The sequence below is a fragment of the Pseudomonas sp. PAMC 25886 genome (assembly GCF_000242655.1).
Taxonomy (GTDB): Bacteria; Pseudomonadota; Gammaproteobacteria; order Pseudomonadales; family Pseudomonadaceae; genus Aquipseudomonas.
The window spans coordinates 1-20,846 of record NZ_AHHC01000077.1 but is presented as its reverse complement, the minus strand read 5'-3'; the positions used below and the strand labels follow the sequence as shown (position 1 = coordinate 20,846).

The 20,846-nt window shown below is 61.7% G+C and carries 16 protein-coding genes and 1 pseudogene; 12 read left to right on the top strand and 5 right to left on the bottom strand.

Annotation, left to right across the window (positions count from 1 at the left end):
• Window positions 1-53 precede the first annotated feature (53 nt).
• Window positions 54-1,268 carry a DSD1 family PLP-dependent enzyme gene (locus MUM_RS0124895; protein ID WP_177325015.1) on the top strand — a complete coding sequence of 405 codons (1,215 nt, stop codon included), beginning with the start codon at window positions 54-56 and terminating at the stop codon, window positions 1,266-1,268.
• A 115-nt stretch (window positions 1,269-1,383) separates the two neighbouring features.
• On the opposite strand, the gene MUM_RS0124890 is transcribed toward MUM_RS0124895, so the two are convergent.
• Complete coding sequence (locus tag MUM_RS0124890; RefSeq protein WP_010175309.1) at window positions 1,384-2,325, bottom strand: SphA family protein; 942 nt, start codon at window positions 2,323-2,325, stop codon at window positions 1,384-1,386.
• A 203-nt stretch (window positions 2,326-2,528) separates the two neighbouring features.
• On the opposite strand from MUM_RS0124890, the gene MUM_RS0124885 reads away from it, so the two are divergent.
• Window positions 2,529-3,566 carry an AraC family transcriptional regulator gene (locus tag MUM_RS0124885; RefSeq protein ID WP_010175307.1) on the top strand — a complete coding sequence of 346 codons (1,038 nt, stop codon included), beginning with the start codon at window positions 2,529-2,531 and terminating at the stop codon, window positions 3,564-3,566.
• A gap of 40 nt (window positions 3,567-3,606) precedes the next feature.
• On the opposite strand, the gene MUM_RS0124880 is transcribed toward MUM_RS0124885, so the two are convergent.
• A complete protein-coding gene (locus MUM_RS0124880) occupies window positions 3,607-4,146 on the bottom strand; it encodes an RNA polymerase sigma factor (RefSeq protein ID WP_010175305.1) in 540 nt (179 codons plus the stop codon).
• 436 nt (window positions 4,147-4,582) lie between these two features.
• Between MUM_RS0124880 and MUM_RS0124875 the strand changes: the two genes are divergently transcribed.
• The 3 genes from MUM_RS0124875 to MUM_RS0124865 all read left to right on the top strand — a co-directional run bounded on the left by MUM_RS0124875 (window position 4,583) and on the right by MUM_RS0124865 (window position 7,116).
• Entirely contained in the window at window positions 4,583-5,500 is a 918-nt protein-coding gene (locus MUM_RS0124875) for an anti-sigma factor family protein (protein ID WP_010175303.1), read from the top strand.
• 51 nt (window positions 5,501-5,551) lie between these two features.
• Window positions 5,552-6,583, top strand: coding sequence for a catalase family peroxidase (locus MUM_RS0124870; RefSeq protein WP_010175301.1), 1,032 nt, complete (start codon window positions 5,552-5,554; stop codon window positions 6,581-6,583).
• Window positions 6,584-6,678: 95 nt separating this feature from the next.
• Window positions 6,679-7,116: a carboxymuconolactone decarboxylase family protein gene (locus MUM_RS0124865; protein ID WP_010175299.1), complete on the top strand. Its 438-nt coding sequence runs from the start codon at window positions 6,679-6,681 to the stop codon at window positions 7,114-7,116.
• A 127-nt stretch (window positions 7,117-7,243) separates the two neighbouring features.
• Here the strand turns inward: MUM_RS0124865 and MUM_RS0124860 are convergent, their stop codons facing one another.
• Window positions 7,244-9,388, bottom strand: a complete 2,145-nt coding sequence (locus tag MUM_RS0124860) for a TonB-dependent siderophore receptor (RefSeq protein ID WP_010175297.1) — start codon at window positions 9,386-9,388, stop codon at window positions 7,244-7,246.
• 190 nt (window positions 9,389-9,578) lie between these two features.
• Between MUM_RS0124860 and MUM_RS0124855 the strand changes: the two genes are divergently transcribed.
• Complete coding sequence (locus MUM_RS0124855) at window positions 9,579-10,358, top strand: acetoin reductase (protein WP_010175295.1); 780 nt, start codon at window positions 9,579-9,581, stop codon at window positions 10,356-10,358.
• 111 nt (window positions 10,359-10,469) lie between these two features.
• On the opposite strand, the gene MUM_RS0124850 is transcribed toward MUM_RS0124855, so the two are convergent.
• Window positions 10,470-12,335, bottom strand: a complete 1,866-nt coding sequence (locus MUM_RS0124850) for a sigma-54-dependent Fis family transcriptional regulator (RefSeq protein WP_010175292.1) — start codon at window positions 12,333-12,335, stop codon at window positions 10,470-10,472.
• Window positions 12,336-12,645: 310 nt separating this feature from the next.
• Here MUM_RS0124850 and MUM_RS0124840 point away from each other — a divergent pair, with 310 nt between their 5' ends.
• Genes MUM_RS0124840 through MUM_RS0124830 form a run of 3 tightly spaced genes read left to right on the top strand, consistent with a single transcriptional unit; the run spans window position 12,646 to window position 15,782 of the window.
• Window positions 12,646-13,623, top strand: coding sequence for a thiamine pyrophosphate-dependent dehydrogenase E1 component subunit alpha (locus tag MUM_RS0124840; protein WP_010175291.1), 978 nt, complete (start codon window positions 12,646-12,648; stop codon window positions 13,621-13,623).
• A 39-nt stretch (window positions 13,624-13,662) separates the two neighbouring features.
• Window positions 13,663-14,682, top strand: coding sequence for an alpha-ketoacid dehydrogenase subunit beta (locus MUM_RS0124835; protein WP_010175289.1), 1,020 nt, complete (start codon window positions 13,663-13,665; stop codon window positions 14,680-14,682).
• Window positions 14,679-15,782 (top strand): acetoin dehydrogenase dihydrolipoyllysine-residue acetyltransferase subunit, encoded by a 1,104-nt coding sequence (locus MUM_RS0124830; protein WP_010175287.1) that lies wholly within the window; start codon window positions 14,679-14,681, stop codon window positions 15,780-15,782. The genes MUM_RS0124835 and MUM_RS0124830 overlap by 4 nt, the downstream gene beginning before the upstream one ends.
• A 135-nt stretch (window positions 15,783-15,917) precedes the next feature.
• Here MUM_RS0124830 and MUM_RS0124825 read toward each other — a convergent pair whose 3' ends face one another.
• Entirely contained in the window at window positions 15,918-16,829 is a 912-nt protein-coding gene (locus tag MUM_RS0124825; protein WP_029616086.1) for a helix-turn-helix domain-containing protein, read from the bottom strand.
• Between the two features lie 141 nt (window positions 16,830-16,970).
• On the opposite strand from MUM_RS0124825, the gene MUM_RS0124820 reads away from it, so the two are divergent.
• The 3 genes and pseudogenes from MUM_RS0124820 to MUM_RS0124810 all read left to right on the top strand — a co-directional run.
• Window positions 16,971-18,329 carry a glutamine synthetase family protein gene (locus tag MUM_RS0124820; RefSeq protein ID WP_003219154.1) on the top strand — a complete coding sequence of 453 codons (1,359 nt, stop codon included), beginning with the start codon at window positions 16,971-16,973 and terminating at the stop codon, window positions 18,327-18,329.
• 34 nt (window positions 18,330-18,363) lie between these two features.
• Window positions 18,364-19,452 (top strand): polyamine ABC transporter substrate-binding protein, encoded by a 1,089-nt coding sequence (locus tag MUM_RS0124815; RefSeq protein ID WP_003219153.1) that lies wholly within the window; start codon window positions 18,364-18,366, stop codon window positions 19,450-19,452.
• A pseudogene (locus MUM_RS0124810) lies at window positions 19,383-20,747 on the top strand (NAD(P)/FAD-dependent oxidoreductase); the annotation flags it as partial. The gene MUM_RS0124815 and the pseudogene MUM_RS0124810, both read left to right, overlap by 70 nt.
• Between the last annotated feature and the right edge of the window lie 99 nt (window positions 20,748-20,846).

The window sequence follows — 20,846 nt, the reverse complement described above, 5'->3', positions numbered from 1 at the left end:
TGAACCGCAGACATTTCATGCTCGGCACCGGTGTGTTGCTGGTAGGCGGTGCCATGCTGCTAAGACCGGGCGACCGGGGCAGCCCGTACACCGAGTACTTTCGTAGCCTGAATCAGGAACTCAAGGCCCATGGCCCGATGCGCCCGGTGATGCTGATTGACCTCGACCGGCTGGACCACAACATCGATGTGGTGATGCAGTCGGTACAACGTGGCGGCAAACACCTGCGGCTGGTGGAGAAATCCCTGCCCTCGCCAGGGCTGCTGGCCTACATCGCCAAGCGTGCCGGCACCCAACGCCTGATGTCGTTTCACCAGCCGTTTCTGAACCACGATGCCCAGGTCTTTCCCGACGCCGATATCCTGCTGGGCAAGCCGTTGCCGGTGCGTTCGGCCGAGCTGTTTTACCAAACCCACAAAGGCCCGTTCGACCCGTCCCGGCAGTTGCAATGGCTGCTGGACACCCCCGAACGCTTGCAGCAATACCTGGCGCTGGCCCAGGGGCTGGGCACGAAACTGCGGGTCAATATCGAGCTGGATGTGGGCCTGCATCGCGGCGGCATCAGCGACAACGCGGTGCTGGGGCAGATGCTGACGCTGATCAGCGCGCATCCGCAGCAGCTGGAATTCAGCGGCTTCATGGGGTACGACCCGTTTGTGGGCATGGGAGTACCGGGCATTCTGGGTTCGCCCCAGGATCTGTTCGAGAAGGTCATGCAGCGCTACAACGGCTATGTGGACTACACCCGTCAGCACTTTGCGCCGCTGTGGCATGACGGGCTGACATTGAACACGGCGGGCAGCCCGAGTTATCGCATTCACGAGCAGGAAAAACTCAGCAGCGAGGTGTCGGTGGGCACGGCGTTGCTCAAGCCGACCCACTATGACTTACCGTCGCTGAGTGAACACCTGCCGGCGGCTTATATCGCCACGCCCGTATTGAAAAGCACCGGGCCGGTGGACATTCCGGCGCTGGATAGCAAGTCGCGGTTGTTCTCGTGGTGGGATGCAAACCAGCGCGCCACGTTCTTTATCTACGGGGGCAACTGGATGGCTGAATTTGAATCGCCCAAGGGATTGCAGAGTAATGACCTGTACGGGCGCAGCTCCAATCAGGAGATGGTCAACGGCTCGCCTAAGGTGGGGCTGAACGTGGAAGACCAGGTGTTTTTGCGCCCGACCCAGAGCGAGTTTGTGTTGTTGCAGTTCGGGGATTTGCTGGCGGTGCGCGGCGGGAAAATCGTCGATACCTGGCCGGTCTACAGCTGAAGAAACCCGATCAACATGTGGGAGCTGGCTTGCCTGCGATAGCATCACCTCGGTATCACTGAAAACCGAGTTGCCTGCATCGCAGGCAAGCCAGCTCCCACATTTTTAATCGGGTTTACAGGGCAAACGGAATCGTCAATTTCGCCCACAACATGTCGCCTTCCGGGCGATTCTGCACATCAAATTCCTTGGCCCAGCGCACTTCCGCACTGGCGTACTTGAGGAAGGTGAAATACACCGCAGGACCTATCGCAAACACCTGGCCCTTGACCCCGTCGTCGACGTCTTCGCCGTAGATATTCACCACCGTGTGCCCGTACTGCTTATCGTCGGTGGTCTGCTTGAGGTAGTAGCCGTTGACCCCCAGGCTGAGGTTGTCGGTGACCTTGTAGCTGGCGGAATAATCGAAGTGGAAAATCTGCCCCGAACGGTAATGGGTGTCGGGGTTTTCCTTGTTGAAGCTGTAGGTGGTCTTGATCGACAGCTCGGTGCGTTCGTTGGGCATCCAGGTCGCCGACACCAGCGGCTTGTAGGTGTAGAAATTGTTGCTGGTATTGGCCAGGCGCGAGGCGTCGTATTCGCCGGTGGGCAGGGTGATTTCCAGGGCGGTACCCACGGTCAGGTTCGTGCCCAGGTCCCAGAGAATGATCGGCGCCAGCGTGGTGTCGCCCATGCTCTCGCGGGTGTCGGACATGCCGAACAGCGACACCTGTTGTTTCAGGTACGGCTGGGCGAAGTACCCCCCCAGGCGCCCACCGAATACCCGCAGCGGGCTGAGGTAATCCAGGCGCGGGATGATCGCGTCGGACTTGATCTTCACATCCGGCACCTTGCCGCCCAGGGAGCTGATATCGAGCTTTTTGGCTTCGTAATGGTTGTAGTAAATGTTGAAGGCGAACATATGGTCCGGCAGGTTGTTCACGTCCAGCGGCAGGATATAGAAGCCGTCGGTGCCGGGGCCGATGTTGTCGACGCCGCCTTCGGTGGCCAGGGCCGGCAGGCTGATGAGGGTCAACAGGGCGAGTTGCACGGGGTAAAACGCACGGGTCGTGTTCATGTCTGGGCTCATTATTATTATCAGGACGACGCTGCCTATAGAAATAAGCCCTGAGCGCCCGGCGGGGCAGGGTATTGGCGGCCATATAGGGGGACTTTGGCGGACACCTTTCATCCAGAGTGCAGCGCCTCTTGCAAGCGCCTATGATTGTCAGGATGTTTCAAAAACAAGAACTGAAGCACTCAGTCGGGAATCGAAGATCCATGCAAAGGAAAGCCGTTGATCCGCACTATGACTTGGCCCTGGTCTCGCCATTTTTGCTGCAAACCCTCGGACAAGTGGTCGCGCAAAAGGGCGCGAGTGCCGAGCACCTGTGCCGTGGCCTGGGGTTTACCCTGGCTGACCTGGACGACCCGGCCCAGCGGATTTCCTATCGCCAGGCGGTCGCGATGATCCAGCGGGCCCTCAAGGTGTTGCCCGATCAGGGGCTGGGCCTGTGGGTGGGCCATCAGAATGTACTCGGCACCCTGGGCCTGCTCGGGCATGTGATTTCACTGTGCAAGACCCTGCGCGACGCCTTTGCCATTGGCGAACGCCATCAGCACACCTCTGGCGGCATCGCCACCTCACGCATCCATGAGGGCGCCCAGGAAGTTTTCGTCGATATCGAATGCCTGCTGCCCTACGCCGAAGTACAGGTGTTTGCCGCAGAGGAATTCTTCGCCAGCCTGATGGTGTATGGCCGGGCCTTGGTGGGTGAGGGGTTCATGCCGTTGCGCGTCGAGTTTATCCACGCTGCGCCCACCTATGTCGCCGACTATCACCAGCTGTTTGGCGCGGATGTGCGCTTTGGCTGCCTGCATAACCGTATGGTCCTGGCCAGCCACTGGCTGGACGTGCGCTTGCCCAATCACCATGCCCTGGCCTTGCGCCAGGCCCTGGAATTACTCGAGCTGGAAAGCGCCCAACTGCATCAGAAAATGGATTTGATCCAGGCGGTGGAGCGCGCGATTTCCCGCGATCTGCAAGGCAGCCAGCTGGAAAAGGTCGCCAGTGACTTGAACATGAGCGGGCGCACCTTGCGGCGGCGGCTGACCGAGCACGGGCTGACGTTTGAAGGTCTGCTGGAGCAGGTACGGCGGGCACGAACCATGGGGTTGCTGAGCAATCCGGGGTTGTCCATCGAGCGTATTACCGAGGAAGTGGGCTATAGCGATGTGCGCAGTTTTCGGCGGGCGTTCAAGCGCTGGACCGGGCTGAGCCCCAGTGCGTTTCGGGGGGAGGGAAGCGGGCTGGCGTGATCCCTGGGGTGGTCCCTTCAGGACGCCATGGAGGTGTTGATTACGCGTCTGAGCGAGCGCGCAAAGGTTTGCTTTTCGGCGAATCAAAAAGCGCGCCGATCGCCTGACGCGCCCGCGACAACCGGCTCATTACGGTGCCGATCGGCAATTCGAGCATTTCGGCGGCTTCCTTATAGCTGAAGCGTTCCACGCCCACCAGCAACATCACCTCGCGCTGGCCTTCGGGCAGCTTGTGCACGGCCTCGAGAATCTGCCGGTGCATCAGGTCGGACTCCGGGTTGGGGGCCTCGGGGTCGCTGACGGTTTCGAGGAACTCGTCGTTCCAGTCCATGCGCGAGCGGCTGCGCACCTTGCGTGAACGCAGTTCATTGATCCAGGTGGAGTGGACAATCGAAAACATCCAGCTCAACACCGAGGTGTCGGGCTGCAATTGATGGGAGCGTTCCAAGGCACGCACACAGGCAAGCTGGACCAGATCCTCGGCATCGTGTTTGTCGCCCGAAATCCGCAATGCGAACGCCCAGAGGCGCGGCAGCAGTTCTGGCAGCAGTGCGGGTAAATCTGCACCGGTGATCGACATATTTCCTCTTATTATTTCGTGATGCCTAAAATGGAGCGGTCAGGCTACGAGGTCATGCCGTAGCGGATGCCAATGTCTGGGCGTCCTTTGCGTTGCTGAGGATCCTGGAAAGCGCGTGCAGAACAGCGATATTGGGTGCATAGCACAAAGCGGGCCAACAAATTATTGTGTCATTGTCACGGGAAAGATACAGACACAAGATGAAACATATAATATTTAAACGACCGAGGGAATATTTTCGAATTCCAAGTGTTGTCTTAGAGTATTTGCTCCTGTTTTAAAGTATTTTCGGTTTGCCTTTTAGTGTTTCCAGTTGTTGCAACGCGATGATTGATATCAATATGATGGCTTCTAGCTACCCGCTGACCAGCCGCATTGGCCCACAAGGCCGAGATCACGTAACGTAGTCATGATGAATAAATGGAGTGATGACCCAATGGTAGCGGACGATGCCCTGCTTATGGCCTATGTTGACGGCGAACTGACGCCGCAACAGAACCAGGAGCTTGAGCGGCTTATGGACGCTTCGCCGGATTTGGCCCAGCGCGTCTCCCGGTTGATGGCTTCCTGCCTGCCTTATGAGGAAGCGTTTGCCCGGCAGAAACTGCCGCCGGTGCCCGAGAGCCTGAAGCTCAATATTGCGGCCCTGGCGGCTCAGCATTCGGCTGCCCAGACCACCGCGCCGGCGTCTGCCCCCGTGGCTGCTAGAAAAGACAGCGTTTTTGCCCGCTTGTTCGGCCAGTCCCGACCTAAATTTGCATGGATGGCCCTGACCTTCGCCGCCGGTGCCGCCTGCTATGCGCTGGTGCTGCAAGTGGGTGTGCTCAATGGCGTGCTCAAGCCCGGTTTTGACGCCACCGCGCCCGCCGTTGCCCAGACCTTGCCATGGGTTCAGCAGGCGGCTGCCTACCAGCATCTTTATACCCGTGAGACCGTGGACTACGGCGCCCAGCCGACCGATGTGGTGACCAAGACCCTGGCCGATATTCGCGAGGTCGACGGCCTTGCGCTGCGCGTGCCGGACCTGAGTTCCGCCGGGCTGACCTTCAAACGTGTGCAACGCCTGCGCTTCAACAACAAGGCGCTGATCCAGCTGGTCTACCTGCCCGAGAACGGTGCACCGGTTGCCCTGTGCGTGATGAAGGAACCCAAGCCGGACCAGTCCCTGACGCAGCAAAGCGTGGCACAAATGAACGTTGTTACCTGGCGCCAGTCTGAGCTGGGCTACGCGCTGATCGGCGAGCCAGAAGGCGTGGACCTCAAGGCTGTGGCGCGGCTTGTCGCAGACCGCACGGCCGGCCAGTTGTTCGCGGTTTCCCGCACACCACTGTGGGTCGCTGATATCCAGAAATGACAGTACCGGGATCGAGCATTGGATCCCAATGCTGCGGTTCCAGGTAGTTTGATGAAAAAGCGCCATCGTCTGATGTTCCCCCTCGCAGCTGTCACCCTTGCCCTCGGTACCTGGGGCTATCACGCGGGGTGGCTGGCCTCCACGTTTTCCCCGTCACCCACTGCGGCACAAATCGTCGATGAGATGGAAGCGGCGGCCGGTCGGGCCCATCCCGGATTCCGGCGCAACCATGCCAAGGGCTTGTGCATCACCGGCAGGTTTGAAAGCAGTGGTCAGGCGGTAGAGATCTCCAGCGCCCAGGTGTTACAGCGCGGCAGCGTACCGGTGCTCGGCCGGCTGTCTGCCGCCGGGGGCGACCCGGCCCAGGCCGATGCCCATGGCATGATCCGCAGCATGGCCCTGAGCCTCACCGGCGCCGACGGCCAAACCTGGTACACCGCGATGAATTCGGTGCCGGTGTTCCCGGTCAACACGCCCGAAGGCCTCTACGAGCAGTTGCGGGCCTCGATGCCGGAGTACGGCGGCAGCGGCCCCGACCCGAAGAAGATGAACGCCTTCAAACAGGCGCATCCGGAGATTCAACCGTTTGAAGCCTGGCTGGCAGACCATCCCGCATCGTCCGGTTTCGACAACACCGCGTTCTATAGCGTGAATGCGTTCCGCATGACCAACGCCCGGGGCCAGGTGCGGTTTGTGCGCTGGAGCATGGTGCCCGAGACGGCCTACACACCGATGACCGCCGCCGAGGGCAGCGACCCGGATTTCCTGGCGTTTGGTTTTGCCCATCGGGTCGCGCAGTCGCCGGCGCGCTGGCACCTGATGATCACCCTGGCGGAACCCGGCGACCCCACCACCGACGCCACCCTGCGCTGGCCCGAAGAGCAGCGTCGGCAGATCGACGCCGGCGTGCTGGTGATCGACCGCCAACAACCGCAGATCGACGGCGCCTGCCGTGACATCGACTTCAACCCGCTGGAATTGCCGGCAGGGATCGAACCCTCCGACGACCCTTTGCTGCTGGCCCGTGAGGCTGCGTATGCCGAGTCCCACAAGCGGCGGGTCGCGGAGCAGGCCGGGCACTGAGATTGGCTACCTGATCTTCCCCCGGATTGGCTATTTGTCCAACGCACCCGGCTCACTACTCTAGACACCAATCCCCACTGCTCTGGAGTACCACCATGCAAACTCGCACCGACTTCTACACCGCCTCCCCGGACGCCATGAAAGCCATGCTCGCCCTGGAAGCCGCCGTCGGCAAACTGTCCATCGAACTGCCGCTGCTGGAGCTGGTGCGCCTGCGCGTCTCACAGATCAACGGCTGCGCCTTCTGCCTCGACATGCACACCGCCGACGCCCGCAAGGGGGGTGAAACCGAGCGTCGCCTGTACACCGTCTCGGCCTGGCGTGAAACGCCGTTCTTCACCCCCCGCGAACGCGCCGCGCTGGCCTGGGCTGAAAGCCTGACCCTGATCAGCCACACCCACGCGCCGGATGAAGACTTCACCGAGCTGGCTGCCCATTTCAGCGCCCAGGAGCAAGTCGACCTGAGCGTGGCGATTGCCACCATCAACAGCTGGAACCGCCTGGCGGTGGGCTTTCGCAAGATGCCCAAGTAATCAAAGAACGAAGCAGATCCAGTGTGGGAGCTGTCGAGCCCCAGCGAGGCTGCGATGGGATCGCTGCGGTGTAACAGGCAGACCGCGCTGCCTGCATCGCGGGCAAGCCCGGCTCCTGCAAGCCGCTTTAAAAGTTAACTGTTGCACTCAAGCGCGCCGTCAACGGCGCGCCCTGGAACAGGTAGTCATCTCCCAGGTATTCGCCGGTATCGCGCCAGTAACGCTTGTCGAACAGGTTGTCGACGCTCAGGCGGAACACCGTTTCATAGCCATCGAGCCTGGTGGTGTAGCGGCTGCCGACATTGACGATGGCGTAGTCCCCCACTTCCACATCACCGTTGCGATTGGCGTACTTGCTGGCGCTGTATTGCACGCCGCCCAGCAACGCCAGGCCGTCGACCCAGGGCAGGGCGTAATCGGCATACACACTCGCCCGCAGCTTCGGCACGTTGATCGCCTGATGGCCTTCGTATTCCGGTGTGCCGCTGCCCGTCACCCGTGCGCGAATTGCTGCGACGCTGGCGGCAATCTGCAAGCGTTGGGTGGCCCAGCCGTTGGCCGATAATTCCAGGCCGGTGTTTTTCTGTTCGCCTTGTTGCACGTAGGTGAACGTTCCCGCGTCGTCGGGCCTGGCGTATTGATAGGCCTGGCGCGTCTGGAAGAGGGCGGCGGCGAAGCTGATGCGGCGCCAGTCGTATTTCACACCGGCTTCGATCTGGCGAGAGACGGTTGGAGCGAGGGTTTCACCGTTGTTCAGCGCGAACCAAGGCGCTTGCCCACCCAGGGACAAGCCCTTGCTGTAGCTGGTATAGAGCGACAGGTTTTCGATCGGTTTATAGATCAGCGCCGCCTGGGGCAGGAACACATACTGCTGGGTGTGGCGCGATTCATTGCCCTGATCATCGAAGGCTTTTTCGTCCAGGCGTACTTCGCGGCCGCCCACGATGGTCTGCCATTGCTCGTTGAAGCTGATGCGATCAGTGACGAACAGGCCATATTGGCGGCTGTCGAGATTGCGGTGGCTGTCGTTCAACGCACCTGCGTAACGCGGAAAATTCTCGGGTTGCTGATTGATGTTGCCTGTGCCGATCCACTCGTTGATCGACTCGCGCTTGTCGATTACGCGACGAAACGCGCTCGTGCCAAACGTCAGCTCATGGCCAAGGCCACCGGTATTGAACAGCCCCGTCATCGCCGCCTGGATTTCATCATCGCGCCGGGTGTCATCCGGGCTGCGGAAGTCGTAGATGCCATAGTCGCCTTCCGGGCTGAAGTAGTTCTGGTTGCCGGCAGTGTCGCCACCCCACGCAAACGAACTGTAATCATCAATCACCACCTTGCTGCGCGCCGCGCTCACGCTGCCTTTCCATTGGTCATTGAAGCGGTACTCAAACTTGCCATTGAGGTTCAGCGAATCGATTCCCACCTGGTTCGCACCGCTCTGATGCCCCAGCAGTTTTTTCGGCGATGCGTTGTGCGGCACCTCGGTCCCGCCCAGTAACTGATAGCCCGGCACCGAGCGCTGCTGCTTGTTCTGATACTCCGCGTCCAGTTGCAAGACCGCATCGGGGCTGATGTTCCAGTCGAACGCCAGGGACAGGAAATCCCGGTGGCCATTGGCATGTTCGACATAGGAATTGAGGTCTTCATGGGCCACGTTGGCGCGCAGGCCGAACTGCTGCTCGCTGCCAAACCAGCCACCCACGTCGGTGGCCAGGTAACCACTGCCACGGTCATCGGTGGACACCGTCACCGAGCGCACATCCTCCGGGCGCTTGGTCACGTAATTGATCACGCCGCTGGGCTCGGAAATCCCGCTTTGCAGACCCGACAATCCCTTGAGCAGCTCCACGCGCTGCTTGTTTTCCAGGGCAACGTTCTGCTCGCCGGTGATGGTGCGGCCGTTGATCTTGTAGCTGCTGGCGGCATTCAGCGAGAAGCCGCGCACCACGAAGTTTTCGTAGTAGCCGATGGGCGCGTAGCTGTCGCCCACCGAGGCGTCGTTGCGCAGCACTTCGCTGAGCAAGCGCGCCTGTTGATCCTTGATCAGCGACTCGTTGAACACCGCGATCGAGGCGGGCGTATCAAGCAGTGGCGCCTCGTTGAAACCGCCCACCGACGCGGTGTCGGTGTTATAGCCGGACTCATCCTGGCCCTGAACCTTCACCTCCGGCAGTTCAATGTCAGCCGCCTGGCTGCTACCGATACCTGCACTGAGCAGCAGGCCTAGGGCGAAACGTGAAGGGACAGCGGGGCGAAGACGCAAAACCATGGGGGAAGGCCTGAGAGCGCAGAGCGGAGGGCGCATAAGCTAGGCATAACGGCGACGTTTTACAAGTTTTCGAGAATGATTCGCTTTGAGACATCCCGTCTCAGCCCGCACACCGATCCTGCTACCGCTCGACAGCCGTGCCTGGCACCTGCGATAGACAAGGCTTCTCTCACCGTTGAAGGAGATCGTCATGAGTATCGCTGGAAAAGTTGCGCTGGTGACCGGCGCCGGGCAAGGCATCGGCCGGGCCATTGCCCTGCGCCTGGCACGGGACGGCGCCGACATCGCGTTGGTGGACATCAACAGCGCCAAGATCGAAGCGGTGGCGGCCGAGGTCGTGGCACTGGGGCGCAAGGCCTCGGTGTTTGTCGCCGATGTCTCGCAGCTGGAGCAAGTGGTCGCGGCGGTCGAACACGCCCACCAGACCCTGGGCGGCTTCGACATCATCATCAACAACGCCGGCGTCGCGCAAATTGACGCGCTGCTGGACGTGACCCCGGAACAGGTCGACCGCACGTTGCGTATCAATGTGCAGGGCACCCTCTGGGGCATCCAGGCCGCAGGCAAGAAATTCAAGGCCCTTAAGCAGAAGGGCAAGATCATCAACGCCTGCTCGATTGCCGGCCATGAAGGCTTCGCCTTGCTCGGGGTGTACTCGGCCACCAAGTTTGCCGTGCGCGCACTGACCCAGGCGGCAGCCAGGGAATTGGCCAGTGACGGGATTACCGTCAACGCCTATTGCCCGGGCGTGGTGGGCACGGACATGTGGGTCGAGATCGACAAGCGCATGGCCGAGATTACCGGCGCCGAGGTGGGGGCGACGTACAAGAAGTATGTGGACGGGATTGCCTTGGGCCGGGCGGAAACGCCGGAGGACGTGGCGGGGTTGGTGTCGTACCTGGCCGGGCCGGATTCGGATTACATGACCGGGCAAGCGCCGTTGATTGATGGCGGGATTCTGTACCGCTGAGCCAAATGTGGGAGCTGGCTTGCCTGCGATAGCGGTGCAACAGTCGCCAGATGTATTGACTGAAACACTGCAATCGCAGGCAAGCCAGCTCCTACATTTGAAGGTGTTGGGTCAGTGCTTCCCGGGCATATCGATCCCCAGCTGGTTAACCCGCCGATACAACGTCGCCCTGGAAATCCCCAGCGCCTGCGCCGCCGCCAGCGGCTTCCAGCGATGCCGAATCAGTGCATCCAGCACCCACTGCCGCTCCGGGCTGGCGCTTTCCGATGCTTCAGCCGCAACCGCCTCACCGCGAACCTCCACCGGCAAATCCGCCAACTGAACCGTCCCTCCGTCACACACCGCGCACGCATACGCCAGCACATGCCGCAGCTGCCGCACATTCCCCGGCCAGGCGTAACCCAGCAGCAATTCCAGCGCCGCGGATGTGATCCCTACCGAAGTACCGCTGTGCCGCGCTTCCTGCGCCAGCAGCCGGTTGATCAACACCAGCTTGTCCGTCCGCTCCCGCAATGGTGGTACGCAGAACCGCGCACAACCCAGTCGGAAATACAGGTCCTCACGAAAGCTTCCGGCACTCACCAGCGCCGCCAAATCCCGATGGCTGGCGCAGATCACCTGGATGTCCACCGCGCGGGTTTTTGCCCCGCCCAGCGGTGCCACTTCACCTTCCGCCATCACCCGCAGCAGGCGCGTCTGCAAGGCCAGGGGCATGTCGCCGATCTCGTCGAGAAACAACGTGCCGCCATCGGCCTGCAACAGCAACCCGGTCATGCCCTTGCTGGAGGCGCCGGTGAACGCCCCGGCCACGTAGCCGAACAGCTCGCTTTCAATCAGGTTCTCCGGGATTGCCGCGCAGTTCACTGCCACAAACGGCCCGTCACGGCGGGCACTGCGTTCATGCAACTGACGGGCAAAAACCTCTTTGCCAGCGCCGGTCTCGCCCTGCACCAGCACCGGCAGGTTGCGGTCCTTGACCCGCAGGGCCAGGCGCAGGTGCTCTTCCACACGCGGGTCTGTCTGTTGACTCAAAGAAGCCGCCGCAGGCGCCGCTTTGCGACGTGGCGCACTGACCCGCACCTGCAAAGCGCCAGGCTCGCCGAGCCAGTGCAGCTGTTGCGTCGTTTGGTCGGTCACGGCGCGCAACGCGTCCAGGTCAAACACTTCACCGATATGCTCCGGCAATTGCCCGAAGCGCAATCGCAGCGCCTGCCGCGCCTTGCTGTTCAAGGCTTGCAGCCGCCCGTCCTGATCCCACGCCAGCAACATGTCTGGCTGGCTATCGACGTAACCCGGCGTGCTGTGAGCCTGCAACACCCAATGTTGCCGGGCGCTGTGCATGAAAAACGCGTTCTCGATGGCCCGGGCGCTCTGCGCCACCATCTGCCGTACCAGGTGCTGGCTGCGCCGGTCATCCGGGGACTTGAGGGCCGACGCGTCCATCACGCCGAGCAGGTTGCCCTGGGGATCGAAAATCGGGGCGGCGGAGCAGGTCAGGCCGATAAACGCCGCGCGAAAGTGGTCGCGCTTGTGCACGGTGACCGCCGCCTTGCTGGTCAGCACCGTGGCCACGCCGCAGGTGCCTTCCTCGGCTTCCGACCAGCAGGTGCCGAGGTACAGGCCCGCTTTGCGGCAGTCATTGCGAATGCCGGCGTCCACACGGTGGTCGATGGTCTGGCCCTGGGCGTCGGTGAGCATCACGCAGTAATCGGCGTGCCGTACCCGGTTGTGAATCTGCCCGACTTCCTCGCTGGCGATGCGCATGAACAGCTCGGCGCGTTCGCGGCATTCCTTGAGCAGGGTGCTGGTGAGGATGCGCGGCCCTTGCAGGGAACCCGGGTCGAGGTGGTGCTGCTCCATGGAGCGGCGCCAGGAATCAAATATCAGCGACGGCACCGGGGCCTGGGGCAGGCGGTCGGCATTGCGTACCACGCGGCTGACACAGTCGACATGGTCCTTGGAGTTCACGGCGAGCATTGAAGCCTCCGGTTCTCGATCCTTGTTGTTATGCCCGCCATTAAGCGCCCATGGGCCGGGACGGACAAGGGCGGCCTGACCAGCTGCCCGGGGTGAGACGCAGCGTCTCATTGTGCCTGAGACGCTGCGGGCAGGTTGCAACGGTGCGTCTCATTGAACGGGCCATGGTGACCTGGCCGCGACTGCGGGCAGCTGCTCTGGATCAAGGCTTTGCCGGATTTATCGACAGATTGGCACAGGCCGTGCTGAGAGCCTTGCAGCTGGCCTGATCCAGCCTTTTGTGTGTCGAGACAACCTGGAGAACAACAAGATGTCCACTCACCTGTCCACCGATCAATTGCTTCATGCCTACACCGTGATGCGCACCATCCGTGATTTCGAGGAACGCCTGCACGTGGAATTCGCCACCGGCGAGATCCCCGGTTTCGTGCATTTGTATGCCGGCCAGGAAGCCAGCGCCGCCGGGGTCATGGCCCACCTCAACGATGAAGATTGCATCGCCTCCAACCACCGTGGCCACGGGCATTGCATCGCCAAGGGCGTGGATGTGTTCGGCATGATGGCCGAGATCTACGGCAAGAAAACCGGGGTGTGCGGCGGCAAGGGCGGCTCCATGCACATCGCCGACCAGGAGAAGGGCATGCTTGGCGCCAACGGCATTGTCGGCGCCGGTGCACCGTTGGCAGCCGGCGCGGCCCTGGCGGCCAAGCTCAAGGGCAGCGCGGGCGTGGCGGTCGCATTTTTTGGCGACGGCGGCTCCAACGAGGGCGCGGTGTTTGAAGCGATGAACCTGGCGTCGATCATGAACCTGCCGTGCCTGTTCGTGGCCGAGAACAACGGCTATGCCGAAGCCACCGGGTCGGGCTGGTCGGTGGCCTGCAAGGACATTGCCGAGCGCGCCGTGGGCTTTGGCATGCCGGGGGTGATCGTCGATGGCAACGATTTCTTCGCCGTGCACCAAGTCCTCGGCGTCGCCGTAGAGCGCGCCCGCAGCGGTAAAGGGCCGACCTTGGTGGAGGTCAAACTGAGCCGCTTCTATGGCCACTTCGAAGGTGATGCGCAAACCTATCGCGGCCCGGATGAAGTGAAAAACCTGCGGGAAACCGGCGACTGCCTGAGCCTGTTTCGCCAGCGCTGCACCGCAGAAGGCTGGCTGGACGCGGCGCAGTTCGAGCGCATCGACGCCGAAGTCGCGCTATTGATCGAAGACGCCGTGCGCCTGGCCAAGTCCGATCCCAAACCCCAGGCCGCCGACTTGCTCAGCGACGTCTACGTCGCCTACCGCTAATCGCCACCCACTACAAAAACAATCCGTGGAGAAGTCATCATGGCTCGAAAAATCAGCTATCAGCAGGCAATCAACGAAGCCCTGGCCCAGGAAATGCGCCGCGACCAGAGCGTGTTCATCATCGGCCAGGACGTGTCCGGCGGCACCGGCTCGCCGGGTGAGCAGGACGCCTGGGGCGGCGTGCTGGGTGTCACCAAAGGCCTGTACCCGGAATTCCCCGACCGCGTGCTGGACGCGCCACTTTCCGAAGTCGGCTACGTGGGCATGGCCGTCGGCGCGGCCACCCGAGGCATGCGCCCGGTGTGCGAGTTGATGTTCGTCGACTTTATCGGCTGCTGCCTCGACCAGTTGCTCAACCAGGCGGCGAAGTTTCGCTACATGTTCGGCGGCAAGACCACCACGCCGCTGGTAGTGCGCGCGATGTACGGCGCCGGCCTGCGTGCGGCGGCCCAGCATTCGCAGATGCTCACCTCGATGTGGACCCATATCCCCGGGCTCAAGGTGGTGTGCCCGGCCACGCCCTATGACGCCAAGGGCATGCTGATCCAGGCGATCCGCGACAACGACCCGGTGATTTTCCTCGAACACAAAATGCTCTACAGCCTCCAGGGCGACGTGCCGGAAGAGCTGTACACCGTGCCGTTCGGCGAAGCCAATTTCGTGCGCGAAGGCAACGATGTGACCCTGGTGACCTACGGGCGCATGGTGCATGTCGCCCTGGAAGCGGCGGCCAGCCTGGCGCGCCAGGGCATCGACTGCGAAGTAATCGACCTGCGCACCACCAGCCCGCTGGACGAAGACAGCATCCTCGAAAGCGTGGAAAAAACCGGGCGCCTGGTGGTGATCGACGAGTCCAACCCGCGCTGCTCCATCGCTACGGATATCAGTGCGTTGGTGGCGCAACGGGGCTTCCGTTTCCTGCGTGCGCCGATCGAAATGGTCACCGCGCCCCACACGCCGGTGCCGTTCTCTGATGCCCTGGAAGACCTGTACATCCCCAACGCAGCGAAGATCGAAGCGGCCGTGCTGAAGATCGCCGACAAGAGGAACGCCGCATGATCCACACACTGACCATGCCCAAGTGGGGCCTGTCGATGACCGAAGGCCGGGTTGATGTCTGGCTCAAGCAGCCGGGCGACCGGGTGGAGAAGGGCGAAGAAGTGCTGGATGTCGAGACTGACAAGATCTCCAGCAGCGTCGAGGCGCCGTTCAGCGGGGTGCTGCGGCGGGTGTTGGCCCACAGCGATGAGACCTTGCCGATAGGGGCATTGCTGGCAATCGTGGTGGAGGGCGAGGCCAGCGAGGCCGAGATTGATGCGGTGATCGAGACGTTCCAGGCCGGGTTCGTTTCCAGTGCCGCCGAGGCGCAAGCCAGCGGCCCGTCGGCGCAAAAGGTCGAAGTGAGCGGGCGCCTGCTGCGCTATCTGGAGTTGGGGGAGGGCGGCACACCGCTGGTACTGGTGCATGGTTTTGGTGGCGACCTGAATAACTGGCTGTTCAACCACCCGGCGCTCGCGGCTGAACGGCGGGTGGTTGCCCTGGATTTGCCGGGGCATGGCGAGTCGGGCAAGACCCTGCAAACCGGTGATCTTGATGAGCTGAGCCAGGCGGTATTGGCGCTGCTGGATCACCTGAAGATTGACCGCGTGCACCTCGCCGGGCATTCCATGGGTGGGTTGGTCTCCCTGAACATCGCCCGCGTGGCACCGCAGCGTGTGGCTTCCCTGACCTTGATCGCCAGTGCCGGCCTGGGTACGGAAATCAACGCTGATTACCTGCAAGGCTTTATCGAGGCGAGCAATCGCAATGCACTCAAGCCACAACTGGTTCAACTATTCAGCGACCCGGCGCTGGTTACCCGGCAGATGCTGGAGGACATGCTCAAGTTCAAGCGGCTGGAGGGTGTGGATCAGGCACTGCGCCAGATCACCGGGACGTTGTTCAGCGGTGGTCGGCAGTTGGTGGATCTGCGCAGTGCGGTGGGGCAGCAGCCGAGCCTGGTGATCTGGGGCAGTGAGGATGCAATCATCCCGGCGGGCCATGCCCAGGGGTTGGAGGCTCAAGTGGAGATACTGCCGGGGCAGGGGCATATGGTGCAGTTGGAGGCGGCGGAGCGGGTGAATCAGTTGATGCTGGCCTTTCTCAAAAAATATTCCTGAAAAATAAGGGCGCTTTTGTGGCGAGGGGGCTTGTCCCCCGTTGGAGTGCGAAGCGCTCCCGCTTTTTTTTGGGGCCGCTTCGCAGCCCAACGGGGGACAAGCCCCCTCGCCACAGAAATCCCATCATCAGAAAGGTCAGCGGTGTTTTTGGTGGCGCTTCAGGGTCTCGCTCGGCAGCTCCTGAAACAACGCCCGGTAACTGTTGGAAAACCGCCCCAAATGCCAGAACGACCAGTTCATCGCCACCTCCGCCACGGTGGTGTCCGCTGACGGTGGGTTCAGCAACTCCCGCCGTGCACTGTTCAGCCGGCGCAACCTCAACCACTGCGCCGGACTCATCCCGGTATACGTCTTGAACCCATGCTGCAACTGGCGCAACGGCACCCCGGCGATGCGCGCCAGTTCCAGCAGGTTGACCGTTTCATCCGGCACATCCGCCGCCCATTCGCCAATGCGCGCCATGAGGGTTCGCTCCTCGGTACGCCGCTGCAATGAGCCCTGGTCCAGGCACACGCAGGCGTTGTCGAGGATGAACAGGCAATCGTCCAGCAACTGTTGAGTGAGGGCATCGCGGCTCGGCGGGTCAAGCGTCGCCGACAGTCGCGTCAGCGTGCCGCTGAGCCAGCGGCTGAACAACGGGTTTTGCAGGGAGTTGAGCGGGGCCATGAACAACCCCTCCAGCTTTGCCACATCCAGGCCATGGCGCTGGACAAACTGCGGCCCGAACACCACGGCCACTTCGCGGTAGTTCTCCGGCGTGATCCAGGTGTTGCGGCTCTCGCCATTGAGCACATACAGCGCGTTGTCGCTGCCATCGAAACAGAACGCCAGGGAGCCCGGCGGCGCATTGAAATTCTGCTCCACCCGGGTGTTCATCCGCTCTTCATACACCTCGACACCCTGCAGGTCGAGGTAGCGAATCTGCCCGGCAAAATGCCCCGGGGACATCTGCTGGTACTGCTGCACCCAACCGGGTGTCGCACTGCATTGAGCGACCACATCACCGGTGGTGAAGGCCTGTACGCGCAAAGCTGTTGCCTGTGTCATGGGTAACCTGGGCGCACTCTATTGGTGCGTTGTGGTTGGTACAAAGTGGATAGATGCCGTTGGACGGCTGGCCCAAGATAGACCTCAATGCGCCGCGAGGGAAGCCCGTCGGTGCATCATCCAACCCATGACGAGGTCCTTATGAACGCCCCCTTCGATCAGCTGTCCGCCTGGCTGAAAGAACACAAGATTACCGAAGTCGAATGCGTGATCAGTGATTTGACTGGCATCGCACGCGGCAAGATTTCGCCCACCAACAAGTTCCTGCATGAGCGAGGCATGCGCCTGCCGGAAAGTGTGTTGCTGCAAACGGTAACCGGGGACTTTGTCGACGATGACATCTACTACGACCTGCTGGACCCGGCCGACATCGACATGATCTGCCGCCCGGTGTCCAACGCCACCTACGTGGTGCCGTGGGCCATCGAGCCCACCGCTATCGTGATCCACGATACATTCGACAAGCAGGGCAACCCCATCGAACTGTCGCCGCGCAACGTACTGAAAAAGGTCCTGCAGCTCTACACCGACCAGGGTTGGCAGCCGATTGTCGCACCGGAAATGGAGTTCTACCTGACCCAGCGCTGCGAAGACCCGGACCTGCCGCTGAAGACCCCGCTGGGTCGTTCCGGCCGTGCCGAAAGTGGACGCCAGTCGTTCTCCATCGACGCCGCCAACGAATTCGACCCGCTGTTCGAAGACGTCTACGACTGGTGCGAAGCCCAGGGCCTGGACCTCGACACACTGATCCACGAAGACGGCCCGGCGCAGATGGAAATCAACTTTCGCCACGGCGATGCCCTGGACCTCGCCGACCAGATCACCGTGTTCAAACGCACCCTGCGCGAGGCGGCGCTCAAGCACAACGTGGCGGCCACCTTCATGGCCAAGCCCGTGGCCGACGAGCCCGGCAGCGCCATGCACCTGCACCAGAGCGTGGTGGAAATCGCCACCGGCAAGCAGGTGTTTGTCGATGAGCACGGCAACAAGAGCCAACTGTTCCTGAACCACATCGGCGGCTTGCAGAAGTACATCCCCAAGCTGTTGCCGATGTTTGCGCCCAACGTGAACTCATTCCGCCGCTTCCTGCCGGACACCTCGGCACCGGTCAACGTCGAGTGGGGCGAAGAAAACCGCACCGTCGGCCTGCGGGTACCCAGCTCCAGCCCCGACGCCATGCGCGTGGAAAACCGCCTGCCGGGCGCCGACGCCAATCCGTACCTGGCCATCGCCGCGAGCCTGCTGTGCGGCTACCTCGGCATGATCGAAAAGGTCGAGCCAAGTGCGCCGGTGGAAGGCCGCGCCTATGAGCGCCGCAACCTGCGCCTGCCGATCACCATCGAAGACGCCCTGGCGCGCATGGAAGAGTGCGACACCGTCAAGCAGTACCTGGGGGACAAGTTTGTACGCGGTTACGTAGCGGTCAAGCGGGCCGAACACGAGAATTTCAAGCGGGTGATCAGTTCCTGGGAGCGTGAGTTCCTGTTGCTGAGCGTCTGAGAAACCACACTAAAAAAACCAAAGGGGTGTCGATATGCGTCTGGTGAAAAAGCTTCTCCCGCTGGCCTTGGCGGCGTTGTTCAGCAGCGCGGGCCACGCCGCGCAGACGGTCAGTGTGTACAACTGGACCGACTACATCGGTGAGACCACCTTGGCCGATTTCCAGGCCAAGACCGGGATCAAGGTGATCTATGACGTGTTCGACTCCAACGAAACCCTGGAGGGCAAGCTGCTGGCCGGCCGCACCGGCTACGACGTGGTAGTGCCGTCCAACCACTTTCTGGCACGCCAGGTCAAGGCCGGGGCATTCCTGAAACTGGACCGCTCCCAGTTGCCCAACTTCAAGAACCTCGACCCCAAACTGCTCAAGCTGCTGGAGAAAAACGACCCGGGCAACGAGCACTCGGTGCCGTACCTGTGGGGCACCAACGGCATCGGCTACAACGTCGACAAGGTCAAGCAGGTGCTGGGTATCGACCATATCGATTCCTGGGCGGTGCTGTTTGAACCGGAGAACATCAAGAAGCTGCACGAGTGCGGTGTAGCGTTCCTCGACTCGGCGGACGAACTGTTCCCGGCGATCCTCAACTACATGGGCAAGGACCCGCGCAGCGAGAATCCCGAAGACTACAAACAGGCTGAAGCCAAGCTGCTGACCCTGCGGCCGTACATCACCTACTTCCATTCTTCCAAGTACATCTCGGACCTGGCCAACGGTGACATCTGCGTGGCCTTCGGTTATTCCGGCGATGTTTTCCAGGCCGCCAACCGCGCCAAGGAAGCCAAGAACGGCGTGAATATCGCCTACTCGATCCCCAAGGAAGGCAGCAACCTGTGGTTCGACCTGCTGGCCATCCCGGCGGATGCCGCCAACCCGAAAGCGGCCCACGCCTTTATCAACTACTTGCTGGACCCTGAAGTGATCGCCAAGGTCAGCGCCAGCGTCGGCTACGCCAATCCGAACCCGGCGGCCAAGGCCTTCATGGCGCCGGAACTGGTGAACAACCCCGAGATCTACCCGTCCCAGGAAGTGCTCGACAAACTCTACATTTCCACCACCCCGACGCCTGCCGTCATGCGCTTGATGACGCGGTCCTGGAGCAAAGTGAAGACCAACAAATGAACCGTTCCCCGTCCGACCACGCCCGTTCCTATTACCTGGCTTCGGCCAACGCCATGCCCCGGCGCCCAGCGCTGGGGGCTGACCTGACGGCCGATGTGTGTGTGATCGGCGGTGGATTCACCGGGGTCAACACCGCCATTGAACTGGCCCAGCGCGGGCTGTCGGTGGTCCTGCTGGAGGCCCGTCGCATCGGCTGGGGCGCCAGCGGGCGCAATGGCGGGCAGTTGATTCGCGGGATCGGGCATGACGTGTCGGGGTTTGCCAAATACGTGGGCGAGGAGGGTGTGCGTTACCTGCAGCAGGCCGGGATTGATTCGGTGGCGCTGGTGGGCGAGCGGATCCGCGAGCATGGGATTGACTGCGACCTGCGCTGGGGGTTTTGTGAGTTGGCGAATACGCCGGCGCAGTTCGCAGCGTTTCAGGGAGAGCTGGAGAGCCTGGCTGCCTTGGGGTATGCGCCTGAAACGCGGTTGGTGGCGCCGCAGGATATGGCGCACGTCGTGGGCTCAGGTGTGTATGCCGGTGGCCTGGTGGACATGGGGTCCGGGCATTTGCACCCACTGAACCTGGTATTGGGGGAGGCGGCGGTAGCCGAATCACTCGGTGTGCGGATCTTTGAAAACAGCCCGGTGCTGGAGTTGATCCATGGTGACACGGTGCAGGTGCGTTGCGCGTCTGGCACCGTGCGGGCCGGAAGCCTGGTGCTGGCGTGTAATGCGCATCTGGAGGAGCTTGAGCCGAAGTTGAGTGGCAAGGTGCTGCCGGCGGGGAGCTACATCATTGCGACTGAGCCGCTGCCGGTGGAGGTGGCCAACCAGTTGATCCCGGACAATCTTGCTTTGTGTGATCAGAAAGTGGGGTTGGATTACTACCGGCTTTCGGCGGATCGGCGGTTGTTGTTTGGCGGGGCTTGTCATTATTCGGGGCGTGATCCGGTGGATATCGCGGGGTATATGCGGCCGAAGATGCTCAAGGTTTTTCCGCAGTTGGTTAATACCTCGATTGAGTTTCAGTGGGGGGGGAAGATTGGGATTACGGCTAACCGGTTTCCGCAGGTGGGGCGGTTGAAGCAGCATCCGAATGTGTTTTATGCCCAGGGGTATTCGGGGCATGGGCTTAACGTGACGCATTGGTGTGCGCGGTTGTTGGCTGAGGGGATTCAGGGGGGGCAGAGCCGTGGGCTGGATATTTTCAGCCAGGTGCCGCATATGACTTTCCCGGGGGGGAAAGTGTTGCGTTCGCCGCTGCTGGCGTTGGGGATGTTGTGGTATCGGGTGCGGGAGATGGTGGGGTGATTGATTGTGTACATATCCGTTTCTTCGGTAACGGCGGCTTATGGTTTCGCTCTTACAGCGACTCACTTTGGAAGAGCCCCAAAGTAAGCAAAGGGCTCT